We start from the raw sequence: 15,339 nt of genomic DNA on the forward strand, positions 1-15,339 counted from the left end.
AGTGGAAGAATTATTCCAGTTGATAAAATTGTGTCAAGTAGAATGTCGATCGAGCGAATGACGAGGAAGGCATGAACGAAGCGAAGAAGCTGCGCCGCACGTCGGCGAGCGGCTACGCGCGTGGCGACGAAACGCGCCAGCGGATCATCGAGGCGGCGATCGAACTGTTCGGCGAACGCGGGTTCGCGGGTGCGTCGACGCGCGAGATCGCCGCGATGGCGGGCGTGAACGCGCCGGCGCTCCAGTACTACTTCGAGAACAAGGAAGGCGTGTACCGTGCGTGCGTCGAGACGATCGCCGAGCACGGCTGGCAGGTGTTCGCGCCGGCGGTCGGCCATGCGCGGGCGATGCTCGACGCCCACGCGAGCGTCGACGTGCTGATCGATGCGTTCATCGGGCTGCTGCGGGCGTTGTCGGACCGGATGTTCACCGCGCCGAAGACGATGAACCAGCGGATGTTCTTCGCGCGCGAGCAGGGCGGCCAGGAACCGGCGAGCGCGAGCGAAATCCTGATGAAGCGCATGCGCAAGCCGCTGAACGACGTGAGCGCCGAGCTGATCGGCCGCATCACGGGGCGGCCGGTCGACGACCCCGTCACGCGGTTGCGCGCGCTGAGCCTGTTCGGGCAGATCACGGTGTTCCACATCGCGCAGCGTTCGGCGCTGCAGTTGCTCGAATGGGACGCGTTCGAGGGCGAGCGCGCGGCGCTGGTGACCGACACGATTGCCGACCAGACGCGGGTGCTGCTCGAGCAATGGCATGCGCAGCGCGAGGCGGGGGCGGCTGGTCCGGAAACCGCTGCGAAGCGCGGGCAGGGCGCCGCGGCGAAACGTGCGGCGAAGCCGGGGGCGGCACCGCCCGCCGCGAAAAGCACGGCGCGCGTGAAGAAGCCTGCCGCGCGTTGAGCGTGGCTGCTCACCCGCCCCGGGCGATCACGATCAACCCGACTTGCGCTTCGCTGCGTCGGGCGACGGCGGCCGGGCTGCCGGTTCGGCGGCATTCCGCGTGTCGGGGCGAAGGTCGTTTTCATCGTTGCCGACCGGCCGCGAGCCGTCCGCATAGGCCACGAGGCTGCGCTGCGGATTGGCGATCCGGATTCCGCGTTCGCGGAACGTCTCCGCGATCCGCCGGTTGAATTCGCGCTGCACGCTCCAGCGCGCCGAGTCCGTGCACTGCATCTGTCCGGCCAGCGCGAGCGCCGCGCCGTCGACCTGGTCGATGCCCCAGTAGCTGAAGTCCGACAGGATGCCGTCGTGGTACTTCGGATCGTCGCGCAACGCGGCGCCGATTTCCTTCAGCGTCGCGATCGCGCGGTCGATGTCCTCGCCGTACGCGATGCTGACCTTGACCGCCGCGTTGCCGAGCCCGCGATTCGTGTTGTTGACGGTCGTCACCGAGCTGAACGGGATCGTGTACAGCGACCCGTCGCCGGCGCGCAGCCGCACGGTGCGGATCGACAGGTATTCGACCGTGCCCGACACGCCGGCGAGCGTGACCCAGTCGCCAACCTGCATCGCGTTTTCCATCAGCAGGAAGATCCCGGTGATGAAATCCTGCACCAGCTTCTGCGAGCCGAAACCGAGCGCGACGCCGAAGATGCTGGCGCCGGCCAGCAGCGGGCCGACGTTCACGCCGAGTTCGCTGAGGCCCGTCAGTACGACGACGAGCGCGATCATCACGAACAGCAGCGAGCGCAGCATCGGCAGCAGCGTGCGCAGCCGCGCGGCGCGCACCAGGTTGCCTTCGCGCGTCCAGCGCTGCAGCCGGCGCTCGATCGCGATGTTGGCCGCTTCCCACACGACGAGCGCGACGATCGCCGCGATCGCGATCGTCACCAGCGCGGACGCGAGCCGGTGGCCGATCGTGCCGGTCTCGAACGCGCGGAAGATCGGCACGCCCCAGATCTGCAGCAGCAGCACGACGGTCACGATGCCGATCGCGCCCGACACGATCTGGCGCAGCAGCGGGTAGTAGCGGTACGCGTGCAGATGAACGAGCGTGCGGTCGTCCTCGCGGCGCTGGAACAGCCGCGCGAGCGCGCCGAACACGACGATCGACACCATCCGCATCGCGATCATCACGGCGATCGAGCGGCCGCCGAGCGTGATCAGCACGCGGTAGCCGTTGTGGACGTCGAGCGCCCACACGAACCACAGTGCCATCACGATGAAGACCGAGACGGGCGCCCACGCGTCCGCGAGCGCGTTGCCGACGACCGTGAAGGTCGGACGATCCGCGCCGGCGGCACGGATCCGTGCCGCGACCGGCCGGCGACACTGCAGGATCAGCACCGAGATCATCACGTGCCCGACCAGCGCGACGGCCTTCAGCAGCGCGACATGGCCGGCTTCGGTCAGGCCGAAGTTCGCGGCGATCTCGACGGCCGCCGTGCACGCGCCGACCACGATCACGATCCGCGCGATCGAGCGTTGCCCGAACTCGGCCCATGCGTCGCTGATATGCAGCAACCGCAACTGCCGCGCGTCGGGCTGGAAGAACAGCCGGCTGACGATCGTGATGAGCCGGCAAATCACGTAGGTGTCGATCAATGCTTCGAGCGCGGATTCGATCGGCGTGTCTGCTTCAACGAGCAACGACATCGTCAGGCTCGCGACGCCGACGAACACGAGCAGCGGCACCGCGCGCAGCGCGAGACTGACGAGCGCGCGCGGCATCCGGTGCAGCAGCGTGGTGTGCCGCCGTGCGTGGCCTTGGCTTGGCGAGGACGAGGGCGCGGTGTCCGCGGTGTCTGCGGTTGCGGTGTCGGGCGGAGTGGACGTATCGGGCGGCGGCGCCGGCTCCTCGTCCGATGCGGCGGAATCGGGCGCGGTGCTGCGCGACGTGTCGGCGCGGCGCGCGGCCACGGCAACCAGCGCGCGTCGCAGCAGCCGCTTCGCCAGCCATTCGACGACGAGTGCAGGCAGGAGTACCGCAAGGAGGATCCCGAGCGTGTGAGTCAGATCCGCACGCTGGTCGGCGCGTACGAGCTTGTCGTGCCACCAGCTTCCCACCGAACCGATATCGAGCAGCGAGCGCAGCGATTCCTGCAGCGCGTTGCCGATCTGGGCGGACCAGCGCGATCCCTGGCGGACGAGCATCGATGCGAGCCCGTTCGACGTGAGCGCGGCCGGCGCCGCGGCAGCCGATGCGCCGCTGGCCGCCGCCGCCTCGCTTGCCGGCACCGCGGGCGCGCTCAACGCGCCAACGGCCGCGATCGCGCGCAGCGTCGTTTCGACCTGCGCGCGATCGCGTGGGTTTTCCAGCACATTCAGTGCCTGCCGCGCCTCTTGCGGCGTCAGTGCGGGCGCGGCGCCGGAGGCAGCCGACGCGGCGGCCGGAGCGGGAGCGGCCGCGTGGGCGGCCGAGACGACGGCGGCGAGCAGCCAGCCGAGGAGGATATGTCGCATGGAGTGGGCATGCGGGCGCGTCTCGTCACGCGGCCCGCGAGGCTGAATGATGGACGGAAGTTAACATGATCGCGCTCGGAACCGAATAGTTCCGTCGCCGACGATTTGAATCGGGCATGAGCGACGCGGCACGGGCGTGGTCGGGGCATGCGCGCAAGCGGTGTGCCGGATGCAGGCTGTCGGCCGATCCGATATCGGCGGGAACGTCCTGTTTGCCGGCTCGTAAGGCGTCTGTAACGCGTGTTTGCCAGTGCCGGTCAGCGATGCGCCGCTGCGCGAGCGTTCGTCCGGCCACGATCAACGCTTGCACCGCATCATATGGATTGGGATTCCTGATGAATCACGCTTGCTCGTCGTGAAATACCGGCAGGACATGCTCGGCGATTTCTTCGATGACGTCGCGCACGGGCCGGTCCGATCCAGGGTTCAGCGTGACATGGTGCGTCCCTGCCGCGCGCATGTCATGCAGGATGTCGACCAACGCGCGGCGCCCGGTTGCATAACCGAGCGGCAGCGCGGTGGCGGGCGTATCGGGATGCGCGGCGAGATCGAGCCGCATCGATACGCCGAACGCGCGAAATTCCGGCGACGCGAGCCGGTCGACCGCCGCGCGCCACATCGAATAGCGGGCGCGCTGCGTATCCGGATCGCGGTGATACGTCATCCAGCCGATCGAATGCCGGGCGATCCAGTCGACGCTCTGTCCGCCCGAGCCGACCGCCAGCATCGGCACCGCGTCGCCGTCGCGCGGCAGCAGCGTGAATTCGGGCGCATCGGGCGGCGCTTCGTCCGGCAACACGCGCGACGGCACGCCGAGCGCGGCCGCGACGACGTCCCAGTGTGCGCGATAGCGGTCGCGCCGCGTTTCCGCGTCGACGCCGAACGCCGCATATTCGGGCGGCCGGTCGCCGGAGCCGAGCCCGAGGATGAAGCGCCCGCCCGACAGCGTCGCGACCGACAGCGCGCCTTTCGCGATATGCAGCGGATGACGCAGCGGCAGCACGATCGCGCCGCTGACGAGCGCGATCCGGCGGGTGCGCGACGCCAGTGCGCCGAGCAGCACCCACGGGTCGAGGTGGCCGACCGGGTCGGGATAGTCGGCGCTGTTCAGCGGCACGTCGCGAATCCACAGCGCGCGAAAGCCGAGCGAATCGGCCAGCGCCGCGAGTTCGAGCTGTTCGTCGAAGTCCGCGACGATACGGCCGCTGCGAAGCAGCGGAAGCGTGAGGCCGATCGACAGCCGCCCGGCCGAGAAGACACGATGCGCGACGTCGGGGCGGGCGGGAGCGGGTGGGGGCATGGCGAATCCTTGGAAGCGAGGCAGCGGGAACGCGTGGCGCTGCGTGTCCGAATGCTAGCGTGTTTGCGCGATGCACGAGCAGGACGGCCAAGCGTCGCGCTACCCGACCCGCAGGCGTCGCGCAACACGAGCCTCGGGCGTGACGCCACGCGTTGCGACGCGCGGTTGTCGCGACCGGGGCTGTAGACCCGCGTGTGGGCGTCGATATCCAGCCAGCGCTTCGTGTCGGGCATGTGGCGAGTGCGGGTTCCGGCCGGGCGGTGGCGAGTCGCGGGAAAGGGTGAGGCGGGGCGCACGCGTTCGGTCGCGGCGCGATGCCAACTGTGGGGCGATTGTAAGGCGAGTGGCCGCCCCGCCCGGCGGCGACGCGACGATGCCGGCGGTGCGTTTCAGTTTCGAAACGTTCGCGCTTTCTGACGGGGCGCGATGCCTGCCCGCGGCCCGGCATAGGCCCGCGAGGCCTTGCGGCATGAAGCATGGTGCGCTCCTTGCATGGTTGTATGGGCCGTGAGTGCGATCGCGGGGTGCAGTCGGCCCGGCAATCGCTTCAGTGGGTCGGACGTATCGAAGACGGGGACAAGAGAATGAAAAAAGACCGAAACGCAACGTGTCGTGTTGCAAACATGAATCGCCGACCTGCCTGGGTATTCGCTTCGCCGTTGATTGCGGCGACGTGAGCGGGCGGCTTTCCGTTCCATCCGAGCAATCGGGTTCGTTCCGAACGACGACGTGCATGCGTGACGCACGCGTCCGACCGGTGCCGGTCGGCCGTCGGGGATGAGCCACGAACGCAGGCGGATAGCCCCGGCCCGGATCCCGGAATCGTCATGCCATGGCGCAACGCACATCGTCGCGCGGCGAATGCGTTGGCGCGCCGCGCGTTGCGCGGGCGTAACGCGCGCACCGAACAGGATCGGGTCGGAAAAGCCGCTGACGCGCCGATGTGCACGGCAGGGCGGAACACGCAAAGTCCCGGGGAACGTCCGTCGATCGCGGCATGACGGACGTCGCAATATTGTGCTGTCAGTTGATCCACTACCCCGATGGATCAATTGTTTAAGCGCCCGTCGCCGAGCGGCGATGGGCGTCTTTTTGCGTGCGCCGGCTTGCCGCGGCGGCGGCCCGTCCGATCGCGCGGCGTTCTGTATCATGTGCTGGCGTGCCTGGCCGCCCGTGCGGGCGCACGGCCTGCCGGCGCGACCGATCACGTTGCCAACATGAACGACACAGCCTTGCCCGATCCCTCCATCGCCGACGTCGATCCGGCCGCGCTCGATGCGCTGCAGACGTTCGTCGAGCGTCATCCGCGCCTGCTCGTGCTGACCGGCGCGGGCATCAGCACCGATTCCGGCATTCCCGGCTACCGCGACCGCAACGGCCAATGGATGCGCTCGCCGCCGATCCAGCTTCACGAATTCCTCGGCTCCGATGCCGCGCGGCGCCGCTATTGGGCGCGCAGCATGATCGGCTGGCCGGTCGTCGGCCGCGCGCGGCCGAACGGCTCGCATGTCGCGCTGGCGCGGCTCGGCGGCGCGGGCCGGATCGAGCGCCTCGTCACGCAGAACGTCGACGGCCTGCATCAGCGCGCGGGCAGCGACGACGTGATCGAACTGCACGGCGGGATCAACGGCGTGACCTGCCTCGAATGCGGCGCGCATCACGCGAGGGCCGCGATCCAGACCGTACTCGAAGCCGACAATCCCGAGCTGCTGGGCGCGCAGGCCGAGCCGGCCGCGGACGGCGACGCCCATCTCGAATGGGCCGCGCTCGATACGTTCCGCATCCCGGCGTGCCCCGCGTGCGGCGGCCTGCTGAAGCCAGCGGTGGTGTTCTTCGGCGAGAACGTACCGCGCGAGCGCGTGGCGCTGGCGTCGCAGGCGCTCGACGCGGCCGACGCGCTGCTCGTCGTCGGCTCGTCGCTGATGGTGTATTCCGGCTACCGCTTCTGCGTGTGGGCGCAGGCGCAGCACAAGCCGGTTGCCGCACTCAATCTCGGCCATACGCGCGCCGATCCGATGCTGACGCTGAAGGTCGAGGCGCGCTGCGCCCCCGCGCTCGACGCACTCACGGCGCGGCTGGGGCTCGGCAGCAACAGCAACACGACGGAGCATGCATCGTGACCGACTCCGCTTCTTCGCCCGATCCGTCCGCGCGGCTGTCGGCGCCGGCGGCCGAACGCAATCGCGGGCCGATCCTCGACGTGCTGCGCCGCGTGCTGCCGGCGAACGGCAGCGTGCTCGAAATCGCGAGCGGCACCGGGCAGCACGTCGTGCACTTCGCGCAGGCGTTGCCGGGCCTGCACTGGCAGCCGAGCGATCCCGATGCGCAGGCGCGGCGTTCGATCGCCGCGTGGGTCGCGCATGCGGGCCTCGCGAACGTCGCCGGGCCGCTGGCGTTCGACGTGCGCGACACGCCGTGGCCGGTCGCGGCGCTCGACGCGATCGTCTGCATCAACATGATCCACATCTCGCCGTGGGCCTGCACCGACGCGCTGTTCGCGGGCGCGTCGCGCGTGCTGCGGCCGGGCGGCGTGCTGTTCCTGTACGGTCCGTACCGTCGCGAAGGCCGCCATACGGCGCCGTCGAACGAGGCCTTCGACCGGCAGTTGCGCAGCCGCGACCCGTCGTGGGGCGTGCGCGATCTCGAGACCGTGGTCGCGCTCGGGCTCGATCGCGGGCTCGACTGCATCGAGGTCGTCGAGATGCCGGCGAACAACCTGAGCGTCGTGTTCCGGCGCCTGCCGCACGCGGAGCAATGACACGCAAGCGCGCAGCGCCGCCGGGTTTCCACTATCCTTTCGCCTGTGCGCGCGGCCCGGTTCGGGTCGCGCCCCGTTTTTTCCGGAGAATTGACTAATGGGCAAACAAGCAATCGGTGTGATCGGGCTCGCGGTGATGGGCCGCAATCTCGCACTCAATATCGAGAGCCGCGGTTACACGGTGTCGGTGTACAACCGCAGCCGCGAGAAAACCGACGAACTGATCGCCGAATTCCCCGGCCGCAATCTGGTGCCGGCCTATACGCTCGAGGAATTCGTCGCGTCGCTCGAAACGCCGCGCCGGATCCTGATGATGGTGAAGGCCGGGGAAGCGACCGATGCGACGATCGCATCGCTCAAGCCGCTGCTCGAGAAGGGCGACGTGCTGATCGACGGCGGCAATACGCACTTCACCGACACGATCCGCCGCAACCAGGAACTCGCGCAGTCGGGCCTGCATTTCATCGGCACCGGCGTGTCGGGCGGCGAAGAGGGCGCGCTGCGCGGCCCGTCGATCATGCCCGGCGGCCAGCGCGACGCGTACGACCTCGTCGAGCCGATCCTCAAGCAGATCGCCGCGAAGGCGCCGTCGGACGGCGAGCCGTGCGTCGCGTACATGGGCCCGGACGGCGCGGGCCACTACGTGAAGATGGTCCACAACGGCATCGAATACGGCGACATGCAGCTGATCGCCGAAAGCTACTCGGTGCTGAAGAACGTCGCGGGCCTGACCAACGACGAACTCGGCGCGGTGTACACCGAATGGAACCAGGGCGAGCTCGACAGCTACCTGATCGAGATCACGTCGAAGATCTTCGGCAAGAAGGATGAAGAGACCGGCAAGCACCTCGTCGACGTGATCCTCGATCGCGCCGCACAGAAGGGCACCGGCAAGTGGACGAGCCAGAACGCGCTGGATCTCGGCGTGCCGCTGCCGCTCATCACCGAGTCGGTGTTCGCGCGCGTGCTGTCGTCGCTGAAGACCGAGCGCGTCGCGGCCAGCAAGATCCTGTCGGGCCCGGCCGCCGCGCCGTTCGACGGCGATCGCGCCGCGTTCGTCGAAGCGGTGCGCCGCGCGCTGTACCTGAGCAAGGTGATCTCGTACGCACAGGGCTTCGCGCAACTGCGCACGGCGTCGGAAGAATACGGCTGGAACCTCGATCTCGGGACGATCGCGAAGATCTTCCGCGCGGGCTGCATCATCCGCGCGCGCTTCCTGCAGAAGATCACCGACGCGTATGCGAAGGATCCGGCGCTCGCGAACCTGTTGCTCGACCCGTACTTCAAGGACATCGCCGCGAACTACCAGACCGCGCTGCGCGACGTCGTGGTGGCCGCGGTGAAGGCCGGCGTGCCGGTCCCGGCGTTCGCATCGGCGGTCGCGTACTTCGACAGCTACCGTTCCGAGCGCCTGCCGGCGAACCTCGTGCAGGCGCAGCGCGACTTCTTCGGCGCGCATACGTTCGAGCGCACCGACAAGCCGGGCAGCTTCCACGCGAACTGGTCGTAACCGGCTGGCGGCGGCAGCATTGTTGCGAAAATCTATTCTTTGAATAGGGTTTTTCTATCCCGGATGCCGACATTGTTGGCTCCGGGGAAACAGTGTTTTCGTTCTTTCATGGTTTTCCCTAGGTGCCGTCGGGACTAAACTCTGTTCCATCGCTGCAGACATGGTGTGTGCGGCGGAGCAAAAAAATCCCGGAGGTAATCATGAAATCGCTGATCGCAACGTTCGCTGCTGCTGCTGTCCTCGCCGTCCCCGCCGTCTCGTTCGCCCAACAGAACGCGCCCGTCACCCGTGCACAGGTGAAGGCCGAGCTGGTCCAGCTGCAACAGGCCGGCTACAAGCTGGGCAGCGACCGGACCAACTACCCGGAAGGCATCCAGGCTGCTGAAGCGCGTGTGAACCCGCAACAGAACGTCGCTGCTGCCGACACGACCGGCTACGGCGCACAACCGGCCGCTGGCCAAGAATCGGGCGCTCCGGCTGCTGCGAAGACCGGCTGGCAAGTCAAGCGCATCTCGGACGGCGCACCGGTCTACAAGGGTCGTTAATGGTACGGCCGCGCTGGCGACCTGATCCGACCCCCTGTAGTACAACAGCCCGTCGCACCGCATAGCGGTACGACGGGCTGTTTTCATTGGCGGCGCGCCATGCGCCGGCGTTCAGTGCAGCGGGCGTCTGCCGCGCCCGATATCCCGGAACAGCGCTTCGGCCGGTTCCAGCACCTGCAGCCACGTTTCGTCGTAACCGCTCAGCGTATCGAGCGCGTCGCGCAGCCGTTCGATCGCGAGGACCGGCAGCTCGACGCTGTGGCGCGTGGCGCCGGTCAGGTGCGTGACGCTCGCCAGCTGGACGAGCGCATCGGCCGCTTCGGCGACGTCGGTCGCGAACAACAGGTGCCGGTTGAGCAATTCGACCAGACCGCTGGAACCGGCGAAATCGTCGGCGTCGAGCTGCACGGAAAGAAACGTCGCGTTATTCATTGTCATGCTCCTCGTTGTCGTTGGATCGCGTTGCGCATCACCGAGTATAGGCGGCGATCGAAGCGGACAATATGACGGCGCCGATACGGCTGGCGGGGGCGGCTGCCCCCGCAAAACCCCCCAAGCGCCCGCCGGGCGGCCCGCCTGGCACGGCTCACGGCCCACTGGCATACCCGCGCGATGCCGCAAGATTGTTTCCGGATCGGCCAACTGTCGGGGCCTCGACCGCGACAAATGGTATCTTTGCCGGTCGGGACGACGCGAAAAAGGGGCCGGTGAGCTCATTTACGCCGACGTTCCGCTGTGGAAACTGACGGCCGCGATAGCGGTCGGATACTGATTGATCCGGCCGTTCGGCCGGACATCGTGCGTCGCGCGCCGGGGGGCGGTGGGCGGCGCAACGACGCAAATCCGGGAGGACCCTTGAGAGAAACTATTCCCATCCACGATGCGCTCACGCGCTGGCTGCCGCAGGCGGCGCTCGTCGCCGCGGCCATCGCGCTGACGGGCTGCACGATGACGCCGTGGACCGACAGCTGGCAACCCACGCGCCAATCGGCGCCCATGTCGGCGGCGACGCCGGGCGTGATTGCCGGTTATTACCGCGTGAACCCGGGCGATACGCTGGCGGGCATCGCGAATGCCTACGGGCAGCGCGTGCAGGACGTGGCCAGCTGGAACCACATGGCGCCCACCGACGCCGTGTCGCCGGGCCAGGTGCTGCGGGTCGCGCCGCCGTCGGCTGCGACCTCGTACGGGCAGCCGCCCGCGGGGGCCGCCCAGCCGGGCTCGCTCGCATGGCCGGCCACGGGCGTCGTCGCAGCGCCGTTCTCGGCCGGCAAGACGCGCGGCGTCGTGATCGCCGCCTCCGGGCCCGACCATTCGGTGCGGGCCGCGGCGAACGGGCGTGTGGTGTACGCCGGCTCCGGCGTCAAGGCGTACGGTCCGCTCGTGATCCTCAAGCACGACAACGGGCTCATCACGGCCTACGGGCACAACGGCAAGCTGCTCGTCAACGAAGGCGACGCGGTGCGCCAGGGCCAGTCGATCGCCGAAATGGGCACCGATGCGAGCGGTCGTTCGACGTTCGAGTTCGAAGTCCGCCAGAACGGCAAGGTCGTCGATCCGATGAACTTCCTGCCGCGCAACGGCGGCTGATCGTCGGCATCGCCACGTGTGCGCCGGGCGGCGCACACGTTCCCGCCTGCTTCACTTTCCCACCTTCATCCTTCCTTCAGCGTCGCGCTGCCAGACTGTCTCGCATGATTGCCGAGCCAGCAAATACCCAGTGCGAGCGCCGCCGCGCCGAGCGCGATCAGCGAACACTGGATCGCGACGGGCAGGTAGCCGTGCGGCCGCGGATCGACGAACGGGTAGGGATACCAGTTCTCCACCGCGCCGCGCACGAGCGTATAGCCGAGATAGACGACCGGAAAGCCGAGCCACGCGACCGCACTGCGGCGCGGAATCGGCGAGCGCGGTTCGACATACAGCCAGTCGCACAGCATCACGAGCGGCACGATCCGGTGCAGTACCCAGTTGTTGAACGCCGGCGTGACGTGGCGCAGCGCATCGAGCCGCGCGAGCAGCAGCTCGTAGACGATCGCGGTGATCAGCACGTACAGCACCGCCGCGCCGCGCATCGATTCGTAGCGGGCCGAGCCGGGGCGCGCGATGCGCCATAGCCCCGCGGCCAGTATCGCGGCCGCGTAGAGGCTGCTCAGTTGCGTGAAGTAGCTGAGGTAGTTGCCGAGATGAAAGGTCGGCAGGCGCCAGTAGTCGGCGACGCTGTGCAGCGTGGTGGATACCGCGAGCAACGCGGCGATCAGCCGGTAGGCCGCAACGAAGAACGCTTTGCTCATGATGCCCGCGCACTGTCGCACCAAAGCTTCATCGTGCCACAGCCGCCCACGCGCGCGATGCGGATTTTCCATAGGGCGGCCTTGCGCGGCGCGCGTTGACGATACGTCGGATATTTGACCGCGTCGTGCAAAACCGGACGCCCGTGCGGCTACAATCGTCACTGCGTTGCCGGGCACAGGCCGGTTGCAGCTGGCGCCCTCCCCGAAAACAACACGAGACGAAGCATGAGAAACATCCTCGCGAAACAGACGCGCTACAGCTCGCCCGCGATCTTCTTCCACTGGGCCATCTTCCTGCTGGTCGCGCTGGCCTACCTCGCCATCGAGATCCGCGGACCGAAAGGCAGCGACAGCCGTGCGTTCTGGATGAACGTGCACCTGATGGCCGGTACGTTCGTCCTCGTGCTGTCGGTGCTGCGCGTGCTGTGGCGAGTCGTCAGCCGCGTGCCGGAAGCCATTCCGCAGGCGACGCTGCTGCGCTGGCTGTCGAAGCTCGCGCATGTCGCGCTCTATGTATTCATCATCGCGCAGCCGCTGCTCGGCATCATGATGGTCAACATGGGTGGCAAGCCGGTGTCGCTCGACTGGCTCGGCGTGTCGTTCACGCTGTTCGGCCCCGACAAGGCGCTGCGGCCGACGATCAAGGAAGCGCACGAGCTGATCGGCAACGCGTTCTACTTCGTGATCGGCCTGCATGCGCTGGCCGCGCTCTACCATCATTTCATCCGGCGCGACGGCGTGCTGCGGCGCATGGCGCCGTGATCGTCGCGCTTCCGGCGCGTGCAGCAGGCGGGGGCGCATGGTTGTGTTGACAACCATGCGCCCCCGGTTCGTTTACCGTCGCCCGCACTGGTCATCGCGTTGAACATTCTGTAACATCTCGGCTGTTTTTACATTCCGTTTACGCGTTGCCGTACATGCTGCACCGACATCGTCACCTGACTGCCTGGCTTGGCCTGCTCGCGATCTGGATCGCGATCGCGGCGCCGCTGGTGTCGCAGTGGCGTATCGCGCAGGCGGCCACGCCCGAGGCGATCGTCTGCAGTACCGAGCATGGTGCGCATCGTTCGTCCGATGCGGGCGGCATGCACGATCATGCGCTGCATCTCGATGCGTGCGGCTACTGCGGCTTCTTCGCGCATAGCCCGGCGATCGGCGCGCCTGCCGCCGCGTCGGTCGGCTTCAATCCCGTCGTTTCCGTTTCCGCCGCCGCGTCGCCTGTCGTCGCGGTGCGCAGCGACCGCTATCCGCGCGCCTATCCGCGTGCACCGCCCGAGCGCGCCTGACGCGTTTCCCGCCGTTCCTACCTCCGCCGATATCCGTGCGGCCCGTCGAGGCCGCGTGGAGGGCGTCACTCGGGCTTTCGATCATGACCAATTTCCAGTTGCGTGCGCCGCGGGCGCCACGCAATGCCTGTGCGCGGCCGCTGCCGCGCATGTTGAAACTTACCGTTCCCGCGCTGGCCGTCGGCGCGCTGGCCGCGAGCGCTGCCGCCGCCGAAACCACGCATGCGGCCGGCGCGACGGCGAACGACGCGGCCGTGCTCCTGCCGCCCGTCGAAGTCGTCGCGTCGCCGCTGTCGACGCCGCTCGTCGTCGTCACGGATCCGAAGGCGCCGCGCCAGCCGCTGCCCGCCAGCGACGGCGCCGATTACCTGAAGACGATTCCCGGCTTCACGTCGATCCGCAGCGGCGGCACGAACGGCGACCCCGTGCTGCGCGGAATGTTCGGGTCGCGGCTGAACATCCTGGCGAACGGGATGCCGACGCTCGGCGCGTGCCCGAACCGGATGGATGCGCCGACGTCGTACATCGCGCCGGAAAGCTATGACAAGGTCACCGTCGTGAAGGGGCCGCAGACCGTGCTGTACGGTCCGGGCGCGTCGGCCGGCACCGTGCTGTTCGAGCGCGTGACGCCGCGTTTCGAGCGCCCCGGCATGCGCTTCGACGGCAGTCTCGTCGGCGGATCGTTCGGCCGCAACGACCAGAACGTCGACCTGACCGCCGGCACGCCCGACGTCTATGGCCGCGTGACCGCGAACCACGCGCATTCGCAGGACTACCAGGACGGCAACGGCAACACGGTGCCGTCGCAGTGGGACAAGTGGAATGCCGATGCGGCGCTCGGCTGGACGCCCGACGACCATACGCGCGTCGAGCTGACCGCCGGCACCGGCGACGGCTATGCGCGCTATGCGGGCCGCGGGATGGACGGCGCGCATTTCCGCCGCGAGACGTTCGGCCTGTCGTTCGACAAGCGGCATCTCGGCGACGTGCTCGACCGGATCGAGGCACGCGTGTACTACAACGAAGCCGATCACGTGATGGACAACTATTCGTTGCGGCAGCCCGACCCGACGAGCAGCATGCCGATGCGGATGGCCGCGGACGTGCGGCGCCGCACGGTCGGCGCGCGTGCGGCCGCGACGTTGCGCTTCGGCGGCGACTTCAAGCTCGTCACGGGTGTCGATGCGCAATCGAACCGGCTCGATTCGCGTTCGTCGATGGGGCAGCAGAACTACCGCGACCAGCCATGGGATGCGCAGGCGACGATGTGGAACGCGGGCGTGTTCGGCGAGCTGACGTGGTACGCGAGCGACGTATCGCGCGTGATCGGCGGCGCGCGAATCGACTATGCGAGCGCACGCGACAAGCGCGCGATGAAGCGCGGCATGATGATGAGCAAGCCGAATCCGACTTTCGACGACGATCGGACGAAGGTGCTGCCGAGCGGCTTCGTACGCTACGAGCGCGATCTCGCGTCGCTGCCCGTCACGTGGTATGCGGGGATCGGCCACGCGGAGCGTTATCCCGACTACTGGGAACTGTTCTCCGCGACGCGCGGGCCGGCCGGTTCGGTCAATGCGTTCTCGGCGGTGCAGCCGGAGAAGACCACCCAGCTCGACATCGGCGCGCAATACAAGAGCGACCGGTTCGATGCATGGGTGTCGGCGTACGCGGGCTACGTACAGGACTTCATCCTGTTCAACTATGCGGCCGGCATGATGGGCCCGACCACGCAGGCCACCAACGTCAACGCGCAGATCATGGGCGGCGAAGCCGGCGTGTCGTGGCGGCCGGTCGCGCCGCTGCGCATCGAGACGTCGCTCGCGTATGCGTGGGGGCGTAACGTGGCGAGCGGCGATCCGCTGCCGCAGATGCCGCCGCTCGAGGCGCGCATCGGGCTCGAATATACGCGCGGCGCATGGTCGGCGGGCGGCCTGTGGCGCATCGTTGCGCCGCAGCATCGCTATGCGCTGAACGAGGGCAACGTGGTCGGCAAGGACTTCGGCCCGAGCGCCGGATTCGGCGTGCTGTCGCTGCATACGCAGTACAACGTCAGCAAGACCGTGCAGATCTCGGTCGGCGTCGACAACGTCCTGAACAAGGCCTACACCGAGCATCTGAACCTCGCTGGCAACGCGGGCTTCGGCTATCCGGCGAACGCGCCGGTGATGGAGCCGGGGCGTACCGCGTGGGTACGCGTGAGCGCGAAACTGTAGCGCGCAACGCGCGTGTGCGTCGC

General features: G+C 68.1%; 13 protein-coding genes. 9 read left to right on the forward strand and 4 right to left on the reverse strand.

Annotation, left to right across the window (positions count from 1 at the left end):
* Nucleotides 1–71 precede the first annotated feature (71 nt).
* On the forward strand, nt 72–905 hold the full coding sequence (locus tag HWW87_RS03050; RefSeq protein ID WP_175819185.1) for a CerR family C-terminal domain-containing protein: 834 nt from the start codon (nt 72–74) through the stop codon (nt 903–905).
* 33 nt (nt 906–938) lie between these two features.
* On the opposite strand, the gene HWW87_RS03055 is transcribed toward HWW87_RS03050, so the two are convergent.
* Entirely contained in the window at nt 939–3,407 is a 2,469-nt protein-coding gene (locus tag HWW87_RS03055) for a mechanosensitive ion channel domain-containing protein (protein ID WP_175819186.1), read from the reverse strand.
* Nucleotides 3,408–3,747: 340 nt separating this feature from the next.
* A complete protein-coding gene (locus HWW87_RS03060) occupies nt 3,748–4,707 on the reverse strand; it encodes an LLM class oxidoreductase (RefSeq protein ID WP_175819187.1) in 960 nt (319 codons plus the stop codon).
* Nucleotides 4,708–5,924: 1,217 nt separating this feature from the next.
* Here HWW87_RS03060 and HWW87_RS03065 point away from each other — a divergent pair.
* The 4 genes from HWW87_RS03065 (at nt 5,925) to HWW87_RS03080 (ending at nt 9,520) form a co-directional block, all read left to right on the forward strand.
* Nucleotides 5,925–6,827, forward strand: a complete 903-nt coding sequence (locus HWW87_RS03065; RefSeq protein ID WP_175819188.1) for an NAD-dependent protein deacetylase — start codon at nt 5,925–5,927, stop codon at nt 6,825–6,827.
* Entirely contained in the window at nt 6,824–7,465 is a 642-nt protein-coding gene (locus HWW87_RS03070) for a DUF938 domain-containing protein (protein WP_175819189.1), read from the forward strand. The genes HWW87_RS03065 and HWW87_RS03070 overlap by 4 nt, the downstream gene beginning before the upstream one ends.
* 97 nt (nt 7,466–7,562) lie before the next feature.
* Nucleotides 7,563–8,975 (forward strand): NADP-dependent phosphogluconate dehydrogenase, encoded by a 1,413-nt coding sequence (gene gndA, locus HWW87_RS03075; protein ID WP_175819190.1) that lies wholly within the window; start codon nt 7,563–7,565, stop codon nt 8,973–8,975.
* Nucleotides 8,976–9,175: 200 nt separating this feature from the next.
* A complete protein-coding gene (locus tag HWW87_RS03080; RefSeq protein WP_034205207.1) occupies nt 9,176–9,520 on the forward strand; it encodes a DUF4148 domain-containing protein in 345 nt (114 codons plus the stop codon).
* Between the two features lie 111 nt (nt 9,521–9,631).
* On the opposite strand, the gene HWW87_RS03085 is transcribed toward HWW87_RS03080, so the two are convergent.
* Nucleotides 9,632–9,952: a hypothetical protein gene (locus HWW87_RS03085; protein WP_011694691.1), complete on the reverse strand. Its 321-nt coding sequence runs from the start codon at nt 9,950–9,952 to the stop codon at nt 9,632–9,634.
* A gap of 423 nt (nt 9,953–10,375) precedes the next feature.
* On the opposite strand from HWW87_RS03085, the gene HWW87_RS03090 reads away from it, so the two are divergent.
* The gene (locus tag HWW87_RS03090) at nt 10,376–11,110 is read left to right on the forward strand and encodes a M23 family metallopeptidase (RefSeq protein ID WP_175819191.1); all 735 of its coding nucleotides are present in this window, start codon (nt 10,376–10,378) and stop codon (nt 11,108–11,110) included.
* Nucleotides 11,111–11,175: 65 nt separating this feature from the next.
* Here HWW87_RS03090 and HWW87_RS03095 read toward each other — a convergent pair whose 3' ends face one another.
* Nucleotides 11,176–11,814: a Pr6Pr family membrane protein gene (locus HWW87_RS03095; RefSeq protein ID WP_174432005.1), complete on the reverse strand. Its 639-nt coding sequence runs from the start codon at nt 11,812–11,814 to the stop codon at nt 11,176–11,178.
* A gap of 225 nt (nt 11,815–12,039) precedes the next feature.
* On the opposite strand from HWW87_RS03095, the gene HWW87_RS03100 reads away from it, so the two are divergent.
* The 3 genes from HWW87_RS03100 to HWW87_RS03110 all read left to right on the forward strand — a co-directional run bounded on the left by HWW87_RS03100 (nt 12,040) and on the right by HWW87_RS03110 (nt 15,316).
* Complete coding sequence (locus HWW87_RS03100; protein ID WP_175819192.1) at nt 12,040–12,576, forward strand: cytochrome b; 537 nt, start codon at nt 12,040–12,042, stop codon at nt 12,574–12,576.
* A 155-nt stretch (nt 12,577–12,731) separates the two neighbouring features.
* Nucleotides 12,732–13,100 carry a DUF2946 domain-containing protein gene (locus HWW87_RS03105; protein WP_175819193.1) on the forward strand — a complete coding sequence of 123 codons (369 nt, stop codon included), beginning with the start codon at nt 12,732–12,734 and terminating at the stop codon, nt 13,098–13,100.
* An 83-nt stretch (nt 13,101–13,183) separates the two neighbouring features.
* The gene (locus HWW87_RS03110; protein ID WP_175819194.1) at nt 13,184–15,316 is read left to right on the forward strand and encodes a TonB-dependent copper receptor; all 2,133 of its coding nucleotides are present in this window, start codon (nt 13,184–13,186) and stop codon (nt 15,314–15,316) included.
* Nucleotides 15,317–15,339 lie beyond the last annotated feature (23 nt).

The sequence above is a fragment of the Burkholderia sp. BCC0419 genome, from assembly GCF_902830285.1.
GTDB lineage: Bacteria > Pseudomonadota > Gammaproteobacteria > Burkholderiales > Burkholderiaceae > Burkholderia.

Coding starts and splice junctions, on each gene's coding strand:
- HWW87_RS03050 (WP_175819185.1), top strand. CDS start 72: ATGAACGAAGCGAAGAAGCTGCGCCGCACGTCGGCGAGCGGCTACGCG.
- HWW87_RS03055 (WP_175819186.1), bottom strand. CDS start 3,407: ATGCGACATATCCTCCTCGGCTGGCTGCTCGCCGCCGTCGTCTCGGCC.
- HWW87_RS03060 (WP_175819187.1), bottom strand. CDS start 4,707: ATGCCCCCACCCGCTCCCGCCCGCCCCGACGTCGCGCATCGTGTCTTC.
- HWW87_RS03065 (WP_175819188.1), top strand. CDS start 5,925: ATGAACGACACAGCCTTGCCCGATCCCTCCATCGCCGACGTCGATCCG.
- gndA (WP_175819190.1), top strand. CDS start 7,563: ATGGGCAAACAAGCAATCGGTGTGATCGGGCTCGCGGTGATGGGCCGC.
- HWW87_RS03080 (WP_034205207.1), top strand. CDS start 9,176: ATGAAATCGCTGATCGCAACGTTCGCTGCTGCTGCTGTCCTCGCCGTC.
- HWW87_RS03085 (WP_011694691.1), bottom strand. CDS start 9,952: ATGAATAACGCGACGTTTCTTTCCGTGCAGCTCGACGCCGACGATTTC.
- HWW87_RS03095 (WP_174432005.1), bottom strand. CDS start 11,814: ATGAGCAAAGCGTTCTTCGTTGCGGCCTACCGGCTGATCGCCGCGTTG.
- HWW87_RS03100 (WP_175819192.1), top strand. CDS start 12,040: ATGAGAAACATCCTCGCGAAACAGACGCGCTACAGCTCGCCCGCGATC.
- HWW87_RS03105 (WP_175819193.1), top strand. CDS start 12,732: ATGCTGCACCGACATCGTCACCTGACTGCCTGGCTTGGCCTGCTCGCG.
- HWW87_RS03110 (WP_175819194.1), top strand. CDS start 13,184: ATGACCAATTTCCAGTTGCGTGCGCCGCGGGCGCCACGCAATGCCTGT.